Origin of the sequence: Noviherbaspirillum galbum, assembly GCF_010974945.1 — a bacterium.
GTDB lineage: Bacteria > Pseudomonadota > Gammaproteobacteria > Burkholderiales > Burkholderiaceae_D > Noviherbaspirillum > Noviherbaspirillum galbum.
The window spans coordinates 146063-161829 of record NZ_JAAIVB010000079.1 but is presented as its reverse complement, the minus strand read 5'-3'; the positions used below and the strand labels follow the sequence as shown (position 1 = coordinate 161829).

General features: G+C 64.6%; 11 protein-coding genes and 1 tRNA gene. 3 read left to right on the top strand and 9 right to left on the bottom strand.

The features are described from left to right. Window positions 1-274 precede the first annotated feature (274 nt). Window positions 275-2443 (top strand): sensor histidine kinase, encoded by a 2169-nt coding sequence (locus tag G3574_RS25205; RefSeq protein WP_163968317.1) that lies wholly within the window; start codon window positions 275-277, stop codon window positions 2441-2443. A gap of 62 nt (window positions 2444-2505) precedes the next feature. Here the strand turns inward: G3574_RS25205 and G3574_RS25200 are convergent, their stop codons facing one another. The 4 genes from G3574_RS25200 to G3574_RS25185 all read right to left on the bottom strand — a co-directional run bounded on the left by G3574_RS25200 (window position 2506) and on the right by G3574_RS25185 (window position 5213). Further along, window positions 2506-3171: an energy-coupling factor ABC transporter permease gene (locus G3574_RS25200; RefSeq protein ID WP_163968316.1), complete on the bottom strand. Its 666-nt coding sequence runs from the start codon at window positions 3169-3171 to the stop codon at window positions 2506-2508. 135 nt (window positions 3172-3306) lie between these two features. Next, window positions 3307-3555, bottom strand: coding sequence for a hypothetical protein (locus G3574_RS25195; RefSeq protein WP_163968315.1), 249 nt, complete (start codon window positions 3553-3555; stop codon window positions 3307-3309). 138 nt (window positions 3556-3693) lie between these two features. Beyond that, a complete protein-coding gene (locus G3574_RS25190; RefSeq protein WP_163968314.1) occupies window positions 3694-4980 on the bottom strand; it encodes an amino acid deaminase in 1287 nt (428 codons plus the stop codon). Between the two features lie 157 nt (window positions 4981-5137). Then, window positions 5138-5213: transfer RNA gene (locus G3574_RS25185), tRNA-Thr, on the bottom strand. A gap of 152 nt (window positions 5214-5365) precedes the next feature. Between G3574_RS25185 and G3574_RS25180 the strand changes: the two genes are divergently transcribed. Continuing rightward, the gene (locus G3574_RS25180; protein WP_163968313.1) at window positions 5366-7696 is read left to right on the top strand and encodes an ATP-binding protein; all 2331 of its coding nucleotides are present in this window, start codon (window positions 5366-5368) and stop codon (window positions 7694-7696) included. Between the two features lie 48 nt (window positions 7697-7744). On the opposite strand, the gene G3574_RS25175 is transcribed toward G3574_RS25180, so the two are convergent. Together G3574_RS25175 and pepN are read right to left on the bottom strand one after the other, a co-directional pair. Further along, complete coding sequence (locus G3574_RS25175; protein ID WP_163968312.1) at window positions 7745-8749, bottom strand: class 1 fructose-bisphosphatase; 1005 nt, start codon at window positions 8747-8749, stop codon at window positions 7745-7747. A gap of 29 nt (window positions 8750-8778) precedes the next feature. After that, window positions 8779-11472 (bottom strand): aminopeptidase N, encoded by a 2694-nt coding sequence (gene pepN / locus G3574_RS25170; protein ID WP_163968311.1) that lies wholly within the window; start codon window positions 11470-11472, stop codon window positions 8779-8781. Between the two features lie 288 nt (window positions 11473-11760). Between pepN and G3574_RS25165 the strand changes: the two genes are divergently transcribed. Continuing rightward, window positions 11761-12465 (top strand): DUF4136 domain-containing protein, encoded by a 705-nt coding sequence (locus G3574_RS25165; protein WP_163968310.1) that lies wholly within the window; start codon window positions 11761-11763, stop codon window positions 12463-12465. A 48-nt stretch (window positions 12466-12513) separates the two neighbouring features. Here the strand turns inward: G3574_RS25165 and G3574_RS25160 are convergent, their stop codons facing one another. From G3574_RS25160 to G3574_RS25150, 3 genes are all read right to left on the bottom strand, one after another. Then, the gene (locus tag G3574_RS25160; protein ID WP_163968309.1) at window positions 12514-14547 is read right to left on the bottom strand and encodes a DUF1631 family protein; all 2034 of its coding nucleotides are present in this window, start codon (window positions 14545-14547) and stop codon (window positions 12514-12516) included. A gap of 72 nt (window positions 14548-14619) precedes the next feature. Next, window positions 14620-14778 carry a hypothetical protein gene (locus G3574_RS25155; RefSeq protein ID WP_163968308.1) on the bottom strand — a complete coding sequence of 53 codons (159 nt, stop codon included), beginning with the start codon at window positions 14776-14778 and terminating at the stop codon, window positions 14620-14622. 4 nt (window positions 14779-14782) lie between these two features. Continuing rightward, window positions 14783-15757, bottom strand: a complete 975-nt coding sequence (locus G3574_RS25150; RefSeq protein WP_163968307.1) for a quinone oxidoreductase family protein — start codon at window positions 15755-15757, stop codon at window positions 14783-14785. Window positions 15758-15767 lie beyond the last annotated feature (10 nt).

Sequence of the window (15767 nt, the reverse complement as noted above, 5' to 3'; positions counted from 1 at the left end):
CTAACCCGGCGTTCCTGAGTGACATGAAATCCACTTTAGCACGCGGAATTTCGTCCATTTCCTTTACTCAATTGATACATATCAATTTCCAAGTGGATACTCCGGGACGATTCTCCGATTCACGCTTGAATACAAGAAAGGACGGAAACAGCGCTGGCAACAGGGGAACCCGCGGTTTCGTTTTGTAACGGACGCAGTGAGAAACCGGGCAAAACGAATTACACTTGCTGGTATTGCCGCCAGGTAAAACCGTAACACCGATATACGGAACATCATGCGACTTTCGAAGCACTTCATCCGCTCGCTGTTCACTTCCACCGCCTGGTGGCTCGGCGTTGCGACTTCCTTCCTGCTTTTCTTCCTGGTGTCCCAGGTCGTCGAAGCAAAGCTCCAGGCGCAATTCGAGCACCAGGTGAGCCTGGCAAAAACCGCGATCGAAACCCGCGTAGCTTCCTATGTCGACGTGCTGCGCGGCGCGGCGGCGCTGTTCTCCACATCCGATAACATCACCCGCGAGCAATTCCGTTCCTACGTGCGCCAGCTCGAGCTGGAGCGCACCTTCCCCGGCATTACCAATCTCAATTTCACGCGGCGCGTCTATGCGACCGACAAGGCTGCATTCGAGGCCGCGGTGCAGCACGATACGAGCACGCACCCCCTCGGCTATCCCGGCTTCTCGATCCGCCCTGCCGGGGACCGCCAGGAATACCACGTGGTCACCTATATCGAACCGATGGAAACCAACATGGTGTCCTTCGGCTTCGACGTCGCCGCCGCCGAAAGCGGCCACAATGCCGTCGACATCGGGCGCGATTCGGGGAAGCTCATGTCATCGGGCCGGCTGCTGCACATCTCCGGCCCGTTCAAGCATGTCGGACTCTCGATGCGCCTGCCGCTCTATCACCGGGGCATGCCGCTGGACACAGTCGAAGACCGGCGCGCGGCTTACTTCGGCACGGTGGGCGCGGGCTTCGACATCAACAAGCTGATGGAAGGCGCGATCAACCGCACCCATGTGCCGCATCTCGGTTTCCGCATCTTCGACGCCGGCCGGAAGGACGGCAAGCTCGCGTCGGGCACCACCGATCCTTCCTTGCTTCTCTATGACAGCAACGACGGCAAGACGCCGACCGGCGACAAGCCGGCGCTGCACCAGCGCGTCCCGATCGAGGTGGGTCCGCGCGTCTGGGAAGCGGATTTCCAGATCGACAAGTCCCTGATCGACGAGGGCTTCGAGGTATACATCCCCGGCATCGTGCTGGTGCTGGGCCTGCTGGCTTCCGCGCTCCTGTTCAGCATCAACTATTCCCAGAATTCGGCCCGGCGGCGAGCCATCGAACTGGCGCGGGAGATGACCAAGGACCTGCGCGCCAGCCAGGCCAACCTGGCCGAGGCGCAGCAGATGGCCAGCCTGGGAAGCTGGACGCTGGACGGAGCCAGCAAGGCCATGAACTGGTCCGCCGAAACCTTCCACATCCTCGGCATGGAACGTTTTTCCGATGCCCCCGACTTCAACGACTTCCTGCGCCGCCTGCACGACGATGACCGGAGCCGCGTGCTGCAGGGGCTGGAACGCTGCCTGCAGAACCGCGAAGCGTTCAATGCAGAGCACCGCATCCGCCGCCGCGACGGTCCCGTGCGCTGGGTACAGACCATCGCGCGGCCAGGCCCGGCCGACGGCCCGAGCATGATGCGCGGCACCATCATGGACATCACCGAGCGCAAGCAGACTGTCGAGGCGCTCAAGCGTTCGCAGGAATTGCTGCGCGAGCTTACCGCGCACCAGGACCGCGTCAAGGAAGAGGAACGCCGCCGCATCGCGCGCGAAATCCACGACGAGCTCGGCCAGACCCTGCTGGCGCTGCGCATCGACGTCTCGATGCTGGAAGCGCGCACCGCGAAGGGCCATCCGCGGCTCAACCAGAAAGTGCGCGGCGCGCTCAACCAGATCGATGCCACCGTCAAGACGATCCGCACCATCATTAACAACCTGCGCCCGGCGGTGCTCGACCTCGGCCTGACCGCCGCCATCGAATGGCAGGTCGCCGAGTTCCGCCGCCGCAGCGGCATCACCTGCGATCTCGAGATGAGCGACGAGGAATTCGACGTCGACGACGCGCGCGCCACGACCCTCTTCCGCATCCTGCAGGAATCGCTGACGAACGTGATCCGCCATGCCAAGGCGAGCCATGTGCTCATCGAACTGGAACAGCATGACAAGCAGCTCGTGATGAAGATCCGCGACAACGGCATCGGCATCGCGCCGGGTCCGCGCAAGGGGACGAATTCCTTCGGTCTGGTCGGCGTGGAAGAACGGATCCACGCCCTGAACGGCAGGTTCATCATCGACAGCGCGCCGGGATGCGGCACCACGCTGTCGATCTTCATTCCCCTTGAGCCGCAACGGGAAAGGCGCAGCGAGCCGGAACAGATCGCCGGCTGACGCGGCCCGGGCTGGCGGCCGCTTTTCAATTGTTCGATGTTGGTCGCTTGGTCAGCCAGTCGTCAGCTGGTCGGCTTGTTCAGGTAGACCGCATCGTCAAAGGTGAACACCCATTGCGGGTGGTAGACGGTGAACATGGTAAGCAGGAACCCGGTCAGGAAGGATTCTCCCCATGCCAGCAGGAGCATGTAGGCAACCAGGTTTTCCGTGACATGGGTGCCGGGCGCGAGCAGCGCACTGGCGCCGAGCGAGAGGAAGCCGATCATGCTGAGCATGAGCATGGCGCCGAAAAAGCCGTTTCCCAGCAGGTAAATGAAAAGATGCCGGGGCAGGAAGCGGTAGATCAATTGCATGACCGCCTGCACGCACCACGGCGGCAGCACCGCCATCAAGATCAGGTTCATGCCCAGGTTATGCCAGGCGCCGCCCTGCAGGATGGTGTACGCGATCACCGCGATACCCAGCCCCACGGTCGCGAGCTGGCGGCCGAACATCAGGACGAACAGCGGCATGCCGAGCAGCTGCAGTGTGATGCCGCGTTCCACCGGCACGTTGAAACTCCAGAGGATGGGCAGGCAGATGATGAAGACGCACCAGGCGGAGAAGGCGCCGTTGGCGTTCAAGCGCTGCCAGGGCGCATGCCGGGCCGCATGGTAAAGACCGAACCAGCCGCCTGCCAGAGAGGCGGCGGCAACGAAAGGCGACAGGTCTGCGTTAAAGATGCCCATACGGCATGATAGCCATGGCGATGTTGCTCAACAAGAAGAGACGAGGTGCATGCAGGCGGGAGCATGAGGGCGCTGCAAGCCGTCACGGACATCGTCCCGCCGCTCGGCATCCACCCATGGCACCCGCTTGGCCACTTACATTCCGACGACGGTCAGCGAGGTATAGTTTCCGGCTTCGTCGGTTTCCGACTCCACCAGCAACTTGACCGGCTGCGCGGCGGACTGGTCCTTGTTCAGGTTGGCAGCGGCAAGGCGCTGCTCCAATGCGCCGGAGAGTTCCGGTCCCATCTCGTCTGCCTGAACGCTGATTTCTTTTCCGGATTCCGTTTGCAGGAAGAATTTCCGGTCCCACATTCCGGTCACGGTCATGTATTCGCGAGCCATACGTCTCCTTTCGGTAAAAAGTCCAATAGTATGGCATGAAGCACGTCGAATAGTGCCCTGCGAGGGCTCATTCCGGCCCGTTTTGGCCCAATTCCTTCTCATCTCGCGGCCGAAGCGCACCGCGCAGTCCGGCACAGGTCAAAAGAATGTCCTGCAGGCACCGGTCACGTCGTAGGCGTCATTGACCAGCGGCAGCCAGCGCCATTTGTCGAAGGTGGTGCAGGGATGCGAGATGCCGCATGCCACGAGATCGCCCACCTGGAGCGGCGCATCGGCGGGCAAGGCGAGGTAGGCATGCTGGTCGTTCATCCGGGTGATGGTCCAGCCACTCCCGGCATTCTTCACCTCGCCTTCCCTCGCCCATCGCAATGGCGCGGGCATGCCCAGGTCGTACGAGGCATCGCGCTTGCCCATGGCGAGGATGGCAAGGCCGGGCTCGGGCCGCGACTGCACCTGCACCCATACCTCGAGCGCCGGGTGCAGGCCGCCGCGCTGCCGCCAGGCCGGGTCGGTTCGCGCGAGCAAGAGCTGGACGAAACGTTCATAGAATCCGGAATCATGGGTCACGTAGCAGCCGCTGCGCAGGATAGGCAGGACAGGTTTGGACAGCGCGAGCGGCAGGCCACGGGCAACCAGGTCGAACACCGCAGAGCCGCCAGCGGACAGGATGATCTCCGGCAAACCGAACAAACGCTCCGCATCGCATTGCAACGCGAAGCGATGCATCCTGTCCAGCTGCTCCTCGACCAGGGGCCGGTCCGCTTCGCTGTCGGCCCGGAGATGCAGCGCCTCGTAGCATTCGACGCCGGCGAGCACCGCATGCCCGCTCGCCGCCACCTGCCTTGCCAGGTCCAGCGCTTCATCCATGTCGCGGCAGCCCGTGCGTCCGTCCGGCACCCCGAGTTCGAGCAGAACCGTGCAGGGCCGCCGGAAGTTGCCCTGCGCCGCCACCTCGCTGATCAGGCGCAATTGCGCCGGCGAATCGACCAGGAAGAACAGTTGCAGGTCGGGATGCCTTTCCTGCAAGCGCCCCGCGTGCTCGACGTCGAGACGCCCGGCGAGCTGGTTCGCCACGATGATCTTGCGCAGGCCCAGGTCCACGCAAAGGTCCACCTGCTGCATGTTGGCCAGCGTCATGCCCCACGCCCCGGCACGAAGCTGGCGGTCGAAGAGCTGGGGCGCCATGGTTGTCTTGCCATGCGGGGCAAGCAGCACGCCCGACGCGGCGGCGAAGTCCGCCATCCAGCGCAGGTTGTGGTCCAGCGCCGACTCGCGCAGCACCGCCAGCGGGAAGGGAAGATCGCCGCGCAGCACGTTCCAGCCGCGCGCGTCGATGTCTCGCACGGCGCAGGGGTCGGCGTCGAACGGATAGCCCTTGAGGCGCTTGTCGAGCAGGGAAGATTCGATGGAGTGCAGGTCGAGCATGGCGTGAATAGAAGATGCGGGGCTGAAGGGAGGAAGCCTGACCTTAGCCAAAAGTGCAAGAGGGGTCAATGGATGACGGAACGCCTTCTTGTCCGTTTCCGCAGCCCCAAAAGGAAAAGGCCTGCAACCTGTGAGAGTTGCAAGCCTTCGATTTTCCTGGTGCTGATGAGAGGAGTCGAACCTCCGACCTACTGATTACGAATCAGTTGCTCTACCAACTGAGCTACATCAGCAAAGACCGTGATTCTAGCAAAGAATCTTCCGGGTCGGCTAGGGCCGGAGAGAAAAAGCTGCATTCGAAGATTTCGTGCAGGAAAATCTGGCATTCTTGACTAGAATGATGATAACCGTCAGCAATGCTCCATCCCACGGGAGCCGGGCTTGCATGGCAGCCAACGTCGTGACGAATCCGTTCACTATCCGCAACGCGGTCCGCAGGAAGGAAGGTCAGGCAATGCCCATGTTCAAGAACGCCTTGATCCTGCGCCACCCTTCGCGCCTGCTGCTGCTCTTCCTGGTAGGTTTGGTGGGGGTCGCCATCATTGCGCAAAGCTGGTGGGTGATCGAGGAGGACCGGGAGCTGACCCTGGCGTCGGAGCGCACGAATGGCCTGGTGGCGGTCCGCATCCTGGAAGAGCATGCCACCCAGACCCTGCACGAAGCCGAACGGCGCATCGATGCCGTGGCGTCCGCCATCCGGGAGGCGAGCGGCGCCAGATTCGAGGAAGACATCGCGATCCGCATCGTGCAGGCGCATGGCAACCAGGATTATCCCTACCTGAAGGCCATCCAGTTCGTGAATCCCAAGGGTCAGAGCTGGATCACCTCGCGCGACTATCCTTCCCACCGGTCGGACGTGAAGGATCGCAGCGACATCGCGTTCCTGCTCGACCACCCCGCAGCCGGCGACGCCGTGCTCGGGCATCCCTACCCGAGCCGCTACGACAGCCAGCTGGTGCTGCCGCTGGCGCGCAATCTTTACGACGGCAACGGCAACCGGGTCGGCATCATCAGCATCGACATCCGCCTCTCCTACTTCGCCGACGTATATGCACGGATCGCGAAGGACAGCAATGCCATCGTGTCGCTCTTTACCGGCGGCGAAGGCTTCATCATCGTGCGCTCGCCCTTCGAGGCGCGCTACGTCGACCGGGACCTCTCCCGTCATCCCCGCTTCGCGCAATTCCGCGACAACGTTGCCGAGGGATCGTTCGAGGATGCCTCCTTCCTCGACGACGAACTGCCGCGCCTCTACACCTACCGGCGCAGCAGCGCCTTCCCGGTGATCACCTCCTACGGCCGCGACCTCGACACCATCCTTGCCGACTGGCGGGTGCGCACACGCGACCGCCTGCTGTTCGCGGGAACGGTGGCCAGCTTCATCGGCATCCTCATCGGCTTCCTCATCCTGCAGATCAGCCGCCTGCGCGAATCGCAGGCATCGCTGCGGCGCAGCCAGCAGCAATTCATTTCCATCTTCCAGCGATCCCCGGTGCCGCTGGCGCTGGTGCGCATGTCGGACAACAGCTTCGTCGAGGTCAATGATTTCTGGGTGGCGGAATTCGGCTACTCCCGCAACGACGTGGTCGGCCGGACGTCGATGGATTTCAATCTCTGGGTGGATCCGGCCGAACGCCTGCCGATGGTGGACCTGCTGGTGAGCCAAGGCTTCGTCGACCGGCACGAGGTGCATCACCGCCGCCGCAACGGCAAGCTGGCGACCTGCCTGATGTCGGGCCAGCTGCTGGACGCCATGGGCGAGGCGATGTTCATCTTTTCGCTGGTCGACATCACGCATCAGCGCCAGATCGAAAACGATATCCGCGAACTCAATGCCCAGCTCGAGGAGCGCGTGCGCAACCGCACGCAACGGCTGGAGCAGACCAATGCCGAGCTGGCCGAGGCGCTGGAATCCATGCAGGCCATGCAGCATGAACTGATCCGATCGGAAAAGATGGCGGCGCTGGGCTCGCTGGTGGCTGGCGTGGCGCATGAACTGAACACGCCCATCGGCAACAGCGTGACCGTGGCCAGCACGCTGATGGCGCAGACGGAAGAGGTGCTGAACGACGAACGCGCGGGACGGCTGCGGCGCTCGCTGTTCGACCGTTACCTGGCGAACGCGGCGGAAGGCACCCAGCTGCTGTTGCGCACCCTGCGGCGCGCGTCGGAACTGGTCAGCAGCTTCAAGCAGGTGGCGGTGGACCAGTCGAGCGACCAGCGCCGCCGCTTCGACCTGCAGCTCGTGCTTCAGGAGGTGGCGGTCACCCTCGCGCCATCCTACAAGGGCACGCCCTACACCCTGGAAATGGATCTCGCGCCCGGCATCGAGCTCGACAGCTTTCCCGGCCCGATCGGACAGGTGGTGACCAATTTCGTCACGAATGCCATCACCCACGGCTTCGAGGGGCGCAACCATGGCGCGATGCGGCTGGAGACCCGGCACCATGGCGACGGGCATGCGGTGATCGCCTTCCATGACGACGGCATCGGCATTCCGGAAGCCGACCAGAAGCGGGTCTTCGACCCCTTCTTCACCACAAAGCTGGGCCAGGGCGGCTCCGGGCTCGGCATGAACATCGTCTACAACCTCGTGACGAACGTGCTGGGTGGCCGGATCACGCTCGACAGCACGCCCGGCACGGGCACCACGCTGACCGTGGTGCTGCCGCTGTGCGCGCCGGAACACCTGGTGCAGGAACCGCAGCTCGCCTGAAGAACCGGCCGGCGAGCCGGCCCGGGTTCAGGCATCGTACAGGCGCCGTCAGGCGTCGACGTGGTAGCCGGTCACCTTGTCGACTTCGTTCTTCGAGCCGAGGAAAACCGCCACGCGCTCGTGCAGCTTGGCCGGCTGGATGTCGAGGATGCGCTGCTTGCCGTTGGTCGCCTTGCCGCCCGCCTGCTCGACGATGAAGGCCATCGGGTTGGCTTCGTACATCAGGCGCAGCTTGCCGGGCTTGTCCGGTTCGCGGGCATCGGCCGGATACATGAACACGCCGCCGCGGTTGAGGATGCGGTGCACGTCGGCGACCATGGAAGCGATCCAGCGCATGTTGAAGTTCTTGCCGCGCGGCCCGGTCTCGCCGGCCTGCAGTTCGTCGATGTAGCGCTTGACCGGCGGATACCAGTGCCGGGCATTGGACGCATTGATGGCAAATTCCTTCGTGTCCTCGGGAATCTTCATGTCGCGCTGGGTCAGCACCCAGGATCCCATCTCGCGGTCGAGTGTGAAGCAGTTGACGCCGTCGCCGGTGGTCAGCACCAGCACCGTCTGCGGGCCATAGACCGCGTAGCCGGCGGCGACCTGCTTCACGCCCGGCTGCAGGAAGGCTTGCTCGGTCGGTTCCTGCATGCCTTCGGGCGCCTTCAGCACCGAGAAGATGGTGCCGATCGAGACGTTGACGTCGATGTTCGAGGAGCCGTCGAGCGGATCGAACAGCAGCAGGTATTCGCCCTTCGGATAGCGGTTGGGAATCGGGTGGATGGTTTCCATCTCTTCCGATGCCATGGCGGCGAGATGGCCGCCCCACTCGTTGGCTTCGAGCAGCATCTCGTTGGCCAGGACGTCGAGCTTCTTCTGCACCTCGCCCTGCACGTTCTCGCTGCCGGCGCTGCCGAGCACCTCGCCCAGCGCGCCCTTGCTCACCGCATGGCTGATGGTCTTGCAGGTGCGGGCAACGACTTCGATCAGCAGGCGCAGCTCGGCCGGAATGCTGTTGTGCAGGCGTTGTTCCTCGACGAGGTATTGGGTCAGGCTGATCCGTTTCATGTTGTATCGTGGTTGTGAGCGTGGTTGGTTTAGTTGGCGAGGGACTTGGTGATCACTTCCAGCACGTCCTTGGAGAGAGACTTGGCAGCCGCCACGTCTTCCAGGGCATTGCGCATGTTGCGCTGCAGGGCAGGCTCATACTTGCGCCAGCGGTCCATCACCCGCGCCAGGCGCGCCGCGACCTGCGGGTTCAGCGCATTCAGGGTGATCACCAGCTCGGCCCAGTAGGCATAGCCGCTGCCGTCGGGCGCGTGGAACTGCGCCGGGTTGCCGCTGCAGAAGCTGAAGATCAGGCTGCGGGCGCGGTTCGGGTTCTTCAGCGAGAAGGCCGGATGCCGCATCAGCGCGCGCACCGCCTCGACGTCGGTATTGTAGGACACCGCCTGCAGGCTGAACCACTTGTCGATCACTAGGGCTTCGTTCTCGAACTCGTCGTAGAAACGGGCCAGCGCATCTTCCCGTCCGGGCGCGCTGCTGTTGACCAGGGCGCCCAGCGCGGAGAGGCGGTCGGTCATGTTGTTGGCGGCATCGTATTGCGATTGCGCCAGCTGGTGGCCGTCGGACTCGTCGAGATCCAGCAGGTAGGACAGCGCGAGGTTCTTCAGGCCGCGCTTGCCGGCGGATTCCGCATCCGGGCTGTACTCGCCCGGCGTCAGGTTGGCTTCATAGGCCGCGAGCCATTCGGCGCGCAGCGCCTGCGCCAGGGAACGGCGCAGGAAGCGGCGCACCGCATGGATGGCCTGCGGGTCCACCACCTCCATCTGCTCGGCGACCACCGATTCGGAGGGCAGCGTCAGGGCCAGCTCGCGGAAGGCCGGGTCGAGCGACGTGTCGGTCAGGGTGACGCGGAAGGCGTCGGTCAGCGCGGTATCGAGCAGGCTGGCGTCCAGCGCGGCGCCCTGCTTCACTTCCCTCACCAGGGACAGCATGCGGCGCAGCGCCAGGCGCTGGCCGGCTTCCCAGCGGTTGAAGGGATCGCTGTCGTTGGCCATCAGGAAGCCGAGCTCGGCATCGGTGTAATCGTATTCCAGCACCACCGGCGCGGAAAAATTCCGCAGCAGCGAGGGCACGGGCTGTTCGAGAACGCCGACGAAGTCGAAGGTCTGGGTCTGCTGGGTCAGTTCGAGGACCATGGTGGTAGGCGCCGGGTCATTCGCATGCACGCCTTCGGAGCTGCCCTCCGTGCCGCCCTTCTGCAGGCGCAACGGAATGTCGCGCCCGCTGCTGTCGAGCAGGCCCACGGCTACCGGGATATGGAAAGGCAGCTTCTTCGGCTGACCCGGCGTCGGCGGGCAGGACTGGGTGAAGCTCATGGTGTAGATGTTGGACATCTCGTCGTATCGGGTCGCCACCGTGACGCGCGGCGTGCCGGCCTGGCTGTACCAGAGCTCGAACTGGTCGAGGTTGCGGCCGCTGGCGTCGGCCATGGCGCGGCGGAAGTCGTCGCATTCCACCGCCTGGCCGTCGTGCCGCTGGAAATACAGGTCCATGCCCTTGCGGAAGCCGTCGCGGCCGAGCAGGGTCTGGTACATGCGCACCACTTCTGATCCTTTTTCGTAGATCGTGACGGTATAGAAGTTGTTGATCTCGACGTAGGAATCGGGCCGCACCGGATGGGCCATCGGGCCGGCGTCCTCGGGGAACTGGGCCTGGCGCAGCACCCGCACGTCCTCGATGCGCTTGACCGCCCGGCCGCTGTCGGTGCCGATCATGTCCGCCGAAAACTCCTGGTCGCGGAATACCGTCAGGCCTTCCTTGAGCGAAAGCTGGAACCAGTCGCGGCAGGTGACGCGGTTGCCGGTCCAGTTGTGGAAGTATTCGTGGCCGACCACCGATTCGATGTTGGCGAAATCGACGTCGGTGGCGATGCGCGGATTGGCCAGCACGTACTTGGTGTTGAAGATGTTCAGGCCCTTGTTTTCCATCGCGCCCATGTTGAAGTCGCTGACGGCGACGATCATGAAGCGGTCGAGGTCGAGCTCGAGGCCGAAGCGTTCCTCGTCCCAGCGGATGCTGTTCTTCAGCGATTCCATGGCGTGCTGGGTCTTGTCGAGGTTGCCCTCCTCCACCCAGACCTGCAGCAGCGCATCGCGGCCATCCTGCAGGCGGAAGGTCTCTTCCTGGCAGACCAGGTTGCCGGCCACCAGCGCGAACAGGTAGGACGGTTTCCGGAACGGATCTTCCCACACCGCGTAGTGGCGGCCGTCGCCGAGGTCGCCCTGCTCGACGAGGTTGCCGTTGCCGAGCAGCACCGGGTACTTTTCCTTGTCGGCGCGCAACATCACCTTGTAGGTTGCCATCACGTCGGGCCGGTCGGGGAAGAAGGTGATCTTGCGGAAGCCTTCCGCCTCGCACTGGGTGAAGAAATTGCCGTTCGACACGTACAGGCCCATGAGCGAGGTGTTCTGGCTCGGCTGGGTCACGGTTTCGATTTCCAGCACCACCTCGTCGGGCGGATTGGCGATTTCCAGGGTGCCATGGCCGAGGGTGTAGGCGCGCTTGCTCAACGCCTTGCCATTCATGCGCAGCGCCACTAGGCGCAGCGATTCCCCATACAGCACCAGGGTTTTGCCGCGGCTGGCCGGATTGCGGCGCATCGTGAGGCGGGTGGCGACGATCGTGGCGTCGGGATCAAGGTCGAAGCCCATTTCGACGGTGTCGACGAAGAAGCTGGGCGAGGCGTAGTCCTTGCGGTAGATGGTGTGGGGGGTATCGGTGCGCATGGGAGTTCCAGATCGGGGGATCGTGTCGCAAAGTGCGCATTTTACCAACCCGTGGGGGAGAGGGCGTATCGTGATGCGCTTATCCTTTGCGCTGGTCGTGGTGGGGGGTGGTGACAGGCGTCGACTTTATGTTTCAAGTTCGCTGGCCACTATCGACCTGATGAAGGCGGCGATCCTGTTTCCACACCAGGCTGCGGATCGGGTTACAAACCTTTACGGATCTTTATTCTTTCCAATGAATCTCAAGAGCATGATTCCGTCATTCCTCACCCTCACTGGAGCCTTACGATGAAACCCTGGGTGATCGCCCTCGCGGCGCTGTCCGTGCTGCTGTCGGGGTGTGCAAGCTATACCGTCAAGAGCAACGTCACGGCGTTCCATGAATGGCCGGCGGCGGCGCCGGAGAAGACTTACGTTTTCGAACGGACCAAGGAGCAGAACGACAGCCTGGAATACCGCAATTACGAAAACCTGGTGCGCGGCGAACTGGCGCGGCTCGGGTTCAAGGAAGCGTCGACTTCGCAGGCGCCGTGGCTGAAGGCCATGCTGGATTACCGGATCTCGGTGCGCGACGTGCGTGAAATCTATCCGGTGGCGGTCGGGCCGTCCTGGCCGGGACCGTACTGGGGTCCGTACTGGCGCGGGCGGTATTACCGCGGCTACTACCCCTACTACGACCCGTTCTGGTATGGCCCGCCGATCATCGAGCAGCGGGAGGCGAACTACCAGGTCTTTACCCGGCAGCTGCATGTGCTGCTGTCGCAGGCGGCGAATGGCAAGCGCCTGTACGAGGTCACGGTGGTCAGCGAGGGCGGCAACGGCAACCTGGCCGCGATCATGCCTTACATGGTGCGGAGCGCCTTTTCGGACTTCCCGGGCAAGAGCGGCGTGCCGCACGTGGTGGAGCTGAAGATGGAGGAGCCGGCAGGCAATGACGCCGCCGCGCCGGTGGCGCAGGGAGCGCCTGCCGCTTCGGCTGCGGCGCAGCAATAGCATCTTTCGCGGCAAGAATCGAAAGGCAGGACGCGGGTCCTGCCTTTTTCATTCCTCGTTCATGTCCGCCAGCGCGCCGGCCAGCGCGCGCGCCATGATGTCGTCCGAGGAAACCAGCGCGACCTGGCCGTTGCGAAGCACTTGGCTCATGGTATCGGAGGCCAGCGTGAACACCTGGTGCAGCTGGCGGGCGTGAAAGACGAAGCGCGTGCGTCCCGGGCTGATCCATGCAACCCGGCAACGCAGGGCGCTGCCGTTGCCGCGCTTGAAATCCACCCGGCTTCCGGGTGCGAGCGCATTCACCGAATGCACGAATTCATCCACGCTCTTTTCCTGCTCGAGGCTGCGGCGGGTGAGCCGGTGCTCGCTCGCCTTCTGCGCCAGGTTGAGGGCGATCTCGAGTTGCTGGCGCGGCATGGTTTCGAGCGGCGTCCTGACCACGGCGGCATGGCGCTCCGCCAGGGCGGCGAAGAAGCTTTCCCGCTCCGGACCAGCCCAGGGCAAGGCGTCGAGCGCCGCATTGAGTTCGGCCAGCAGGCCGGGGATGCCGGACAACACCTGCCGCCGTTCCTCGGGACTGGATTTCGGCTTGACGCTGTCGATCAGGGCTTCCATCGTGGCAAGGGCCTGCGCCGGCCTGCCGGCGCGCGTCGCGGCGGCCAGCACCGGGATCCATTGGGCCTGCAGGAAGGTTTCGATGAAATTGGCGACGTCGCCGGTCTCGATGCGGGCGATCACAGTTTCCTCGGCATGGACCAGCGCCTCGGCTTCCTGCTCCTGGCGCAGCGCGGCCTCGATGGCGAGCGCCACCTTGCCGCCCGACTCGGCTTCCTCGTGCACATAGAACGCATTGAGCCGGGCGACACCGCGGTCGAACAGCTCGAGCTGGTCGTCGAAGTCGCGCAGCAGGCGGTCGATGGCGTGCTGCAGCTTCTTGAACAGCGGGTCTTCCCTGCCCTGCCGCGGATCGCAGGCGCGGCCCGCCTGGGCCACCGCCTCGATGAAGCGACGGGCGGGATGCTCCGGGGTGAAGAAGAAATCCTTGTCGGCGAGCGAGGCCTTGAGCGCAGGAATCTGCAGCCGCCCGAGTTCGCGCTTGATGTCCCCCGGCAGGGGCGCCTCGCGGAAGATCAGCTCGAAGGTGGCGGCGAGCAATTCAACCGCATTGTGGTCCTGCTGGCTGAACAGCCCGGCGGGCGCTTCCCGCAGCACCCTGCGCAGGACCTCGGCGTCGGGCATGGCCGCGGGGACGTAGCGCCGCTGCAGATCGGTCAGGTAGGCCCGCAGCGCCGGATGATAGGTGCTGGCGCTGCTCCTGGAATGGGACGGCACGCGCGGCGACAGCCATTGCTGCAGCTTGCCGATGACGGAATCGCCCCGCCGCCTGGCCGGCGGTTCGGCCGCCTTGCGCGCCGGCGGGGACGATTCTTCCTGGGCCGGGGCCAGGGGCAGGGGCATGAGCTGGCAAAGCGCCTGCAGCAGCGGATCGAGCTGCAGGAAGACTTCCGGCCGCAGGTGGCGCAGCATGATGCGCCGGCCCGCCGGATCGGGATCGACGTCGGTCCAGGCGTCAGCCACCGCTTCCAGGAAGACCGCCGCGCGGAAGGGATTCTGGGCGCTGCCGAGTTCGTCGGTGCGCAGCACCTGCCCCAGCCGCAGCGTCAGGCCGTCGAGCGAGGCGGCATGGCGCTTGTCGATGGCATCGGCCAGGTTCTCGAGCAGGACCTTGTCCTGCATCGCTTCGAAGGTCGAGGCGGACAGGTCGAGCGCGTCGCGCCGGAGCCGCGACAGGCCGGGGTCGAGGATCGCGCGCATGGCCGATGCCAGGCCGCGCTCCAGCGCCTGAAGCATGCGCTGCTGGAACAGCTTGCCGCGCGCGCCGAGCACCTCGCCGGCATGGGCTGCGTGCCGCGCCTGGTCCGCATCCTTGCCGGCGGAGGCGGTATGGGCCAGCACGCCCGCCAGCCGGGCGAGGAAGGCGTCGGACTGCGCCGCCACCGCCTTCAGCGCCAGCGCGACGAGGCGCGGCAGGACGGCGTCCGGCCTGGGCGGCGAAATGGTATCGGGAACGGGGTCGGCCATGTTGCGGCGGAAAGGTTGTCAGGGCGCGGGCCGGAAGGCGGACCCGCGCGTCGGATCAGCGGTCATCGATCATCACCGATACAGGGCCTCGGAGACGAATGTGATGCCGACGATGAGCAGCACCGCCAGCACCAGGACGATCAGCAGGCGTCCGAAGCGCGGGCTGTCGTCCGTGCCGGCGGGCTGCTCGTCCGGGTGGTTCATCGGATTGTGCGGCGGTTTTTCAGTCATGTCTTCAGGGGATCAGGATGGTGGAACCGGTGGTCTTGCGCGACTCCAGGTCGATGTGCGCCTTTGCGACGTCCTTGAGGGCGTAGCGCTGGTTCACCTCGATCTTCACCTTGCCGCTGACGACCACGTCGAACAGGTCGGCCGCCATGGCATCGAGGTCCTCGCGCTTGGCGGTATAGGCGAACAGGCTCGGGCGCGTGATGAACAGCGAGCCGCGCGAGGCGAGTTCGTTCAGGCTGAAGTCGGGCACCGGGCCGGAGGCGCTGCCGAAGCTGACCATCATGCCCATCGGCGAAAGGCAGTCGAGCGAGCCGGTGAAGGTGTCCTTGCCGATCGAATCGTAGACCACCGGCACGCCCTTGCCGCCGGTGATTTCCTTGACTCGTTCGACGAAGTTTTCCTTGTTGTAGTTGATGGTGTGGGCGCAGCCGTGGGCCTTGGCCAGCTCGGCCTTTTCATCCGATCCCACGGTGCCGATCATGGTTACGCCGAGGGCCTTGGCCCACTGGCAGGCGATCAGGCCGACGCCGCCGGCGGCCGCATGGAACAGGATGGTTTCGCCGCCCTTGAGCGGGAAGGTGCGGCGGAACAGGTATTGCACCGTCAGGCCCTGCAGCATCATCGCGGCGCCGGTCTCGAAGTCGATCGCATCGGGCAGCTTGACGAGGCCGGCGGCGGGCATCACCCGCAGTTCAGCATACGCGCCGGGCGGACGGGTCGCGTAGGCCACGCGGTCGCCCGGCTTGACATGGGTGACGCCTTGGCCCACCGCTTCCACCGTGCCCGCGCCTTCCATGCCCAGCCCGGCCGGCAGGGCCTGCGGATAGAGGCCGGTGCGGAAATACACGTCGATGTAGTTCAGGCCGCATGCCGCCTGGCGCACGCGCGCCTCGCCCGGCCCGGGATCGCCGACCTCGACGTCCACGTATTCCATCACTTCCGGTCCGCCGACCGCGTTGATTCGGATTGCCTTTGCCATGGGATGTCCT

What these genes read in the sequence shown, in the direction of transcription:
- G3574_RS25160 (WP_163968309.1), bottom strand. Translation starts at nt 14,547, where the DNA reads ATGGCCGACCCCGTTCCCGATACCATTTCGCCGCCCAGGCCGGACGCC.
- G3574_RS25175 (WP_163968312.1), bottom strand. Translation starts at nt 8,749, where the DNA reads ATGAAACGGATCAGCCTGACCCAATACCTCGTCGAGGAACAACGCCTG.
- pepN (WP_163968311.1), bottom strand. Translation starts at nt 11,472, where the DNA reads ATGCGCACCGATACCCCCCACACCATCTACCGCAAGGACTACGCCTCG.
- G3574_RS25205 (WP_163968317.1), top strand. Translation starts at nt 275, where the DNA reads ATGCGACTTTCGAAGCACTTCATCCGCTCGCTGTTCACTTCCACCGCC.
- G3574_RS25165 (WP_163968310.1), top strand. Translation starts at nt 11,761, where the DNA reads ATGAAACCCTGGGTGATCGCCCTCGCGGCGCTGTCCGTGCTGCTGTCG.
- G3574_RS25180 (WP_163968313.1), top strand. Translation starts at nt 5,366, where the DNA reads ATGGCAGCCAACGTCGTGACGAATCCGTTCACTATCCGCAACGCGGTC.
- G3574_RS25195 (WP_163968315.1), bottom strand. Translation starts at nt 3,555, where the DNA reads ATGGCTCGCGAATACATGACCGTGACCGGAATGTGGGACCGGAAATTC.
- G3574_RS25155 (WP_163968308.1), bottom strand. Translation starts at nt 14,778, where the DNA reads ATGACTGAAAAACCGCCGCACAATCCGATGAACCACCCGGACGAGCAG.
- G3574_RS25200 (WP_163968316.1), bottom strand. Translation starts at nt 3,171, where the DNA reads ATGGGCATCTTTAACGCAGACCTGTCGCCTTTCGTTGCCGCCGCCTCT.
- G3574_RS25150 (WP_163968307.1), bottom strand. Translation starts at nt 15,757, where the DNA reads ATGGCAAAGGCAATCCGAATCAACGCGGTCGGCGGACCGGAAGTGATG.
- G3574_RS25190 (WP_163968314.1), bottom strand. Translation starts at nt 4,980, where the DNA reads ATGCTCGACCTGCACTCCATCGAATCTTCCCTGCTCGACAAGCGCCTC.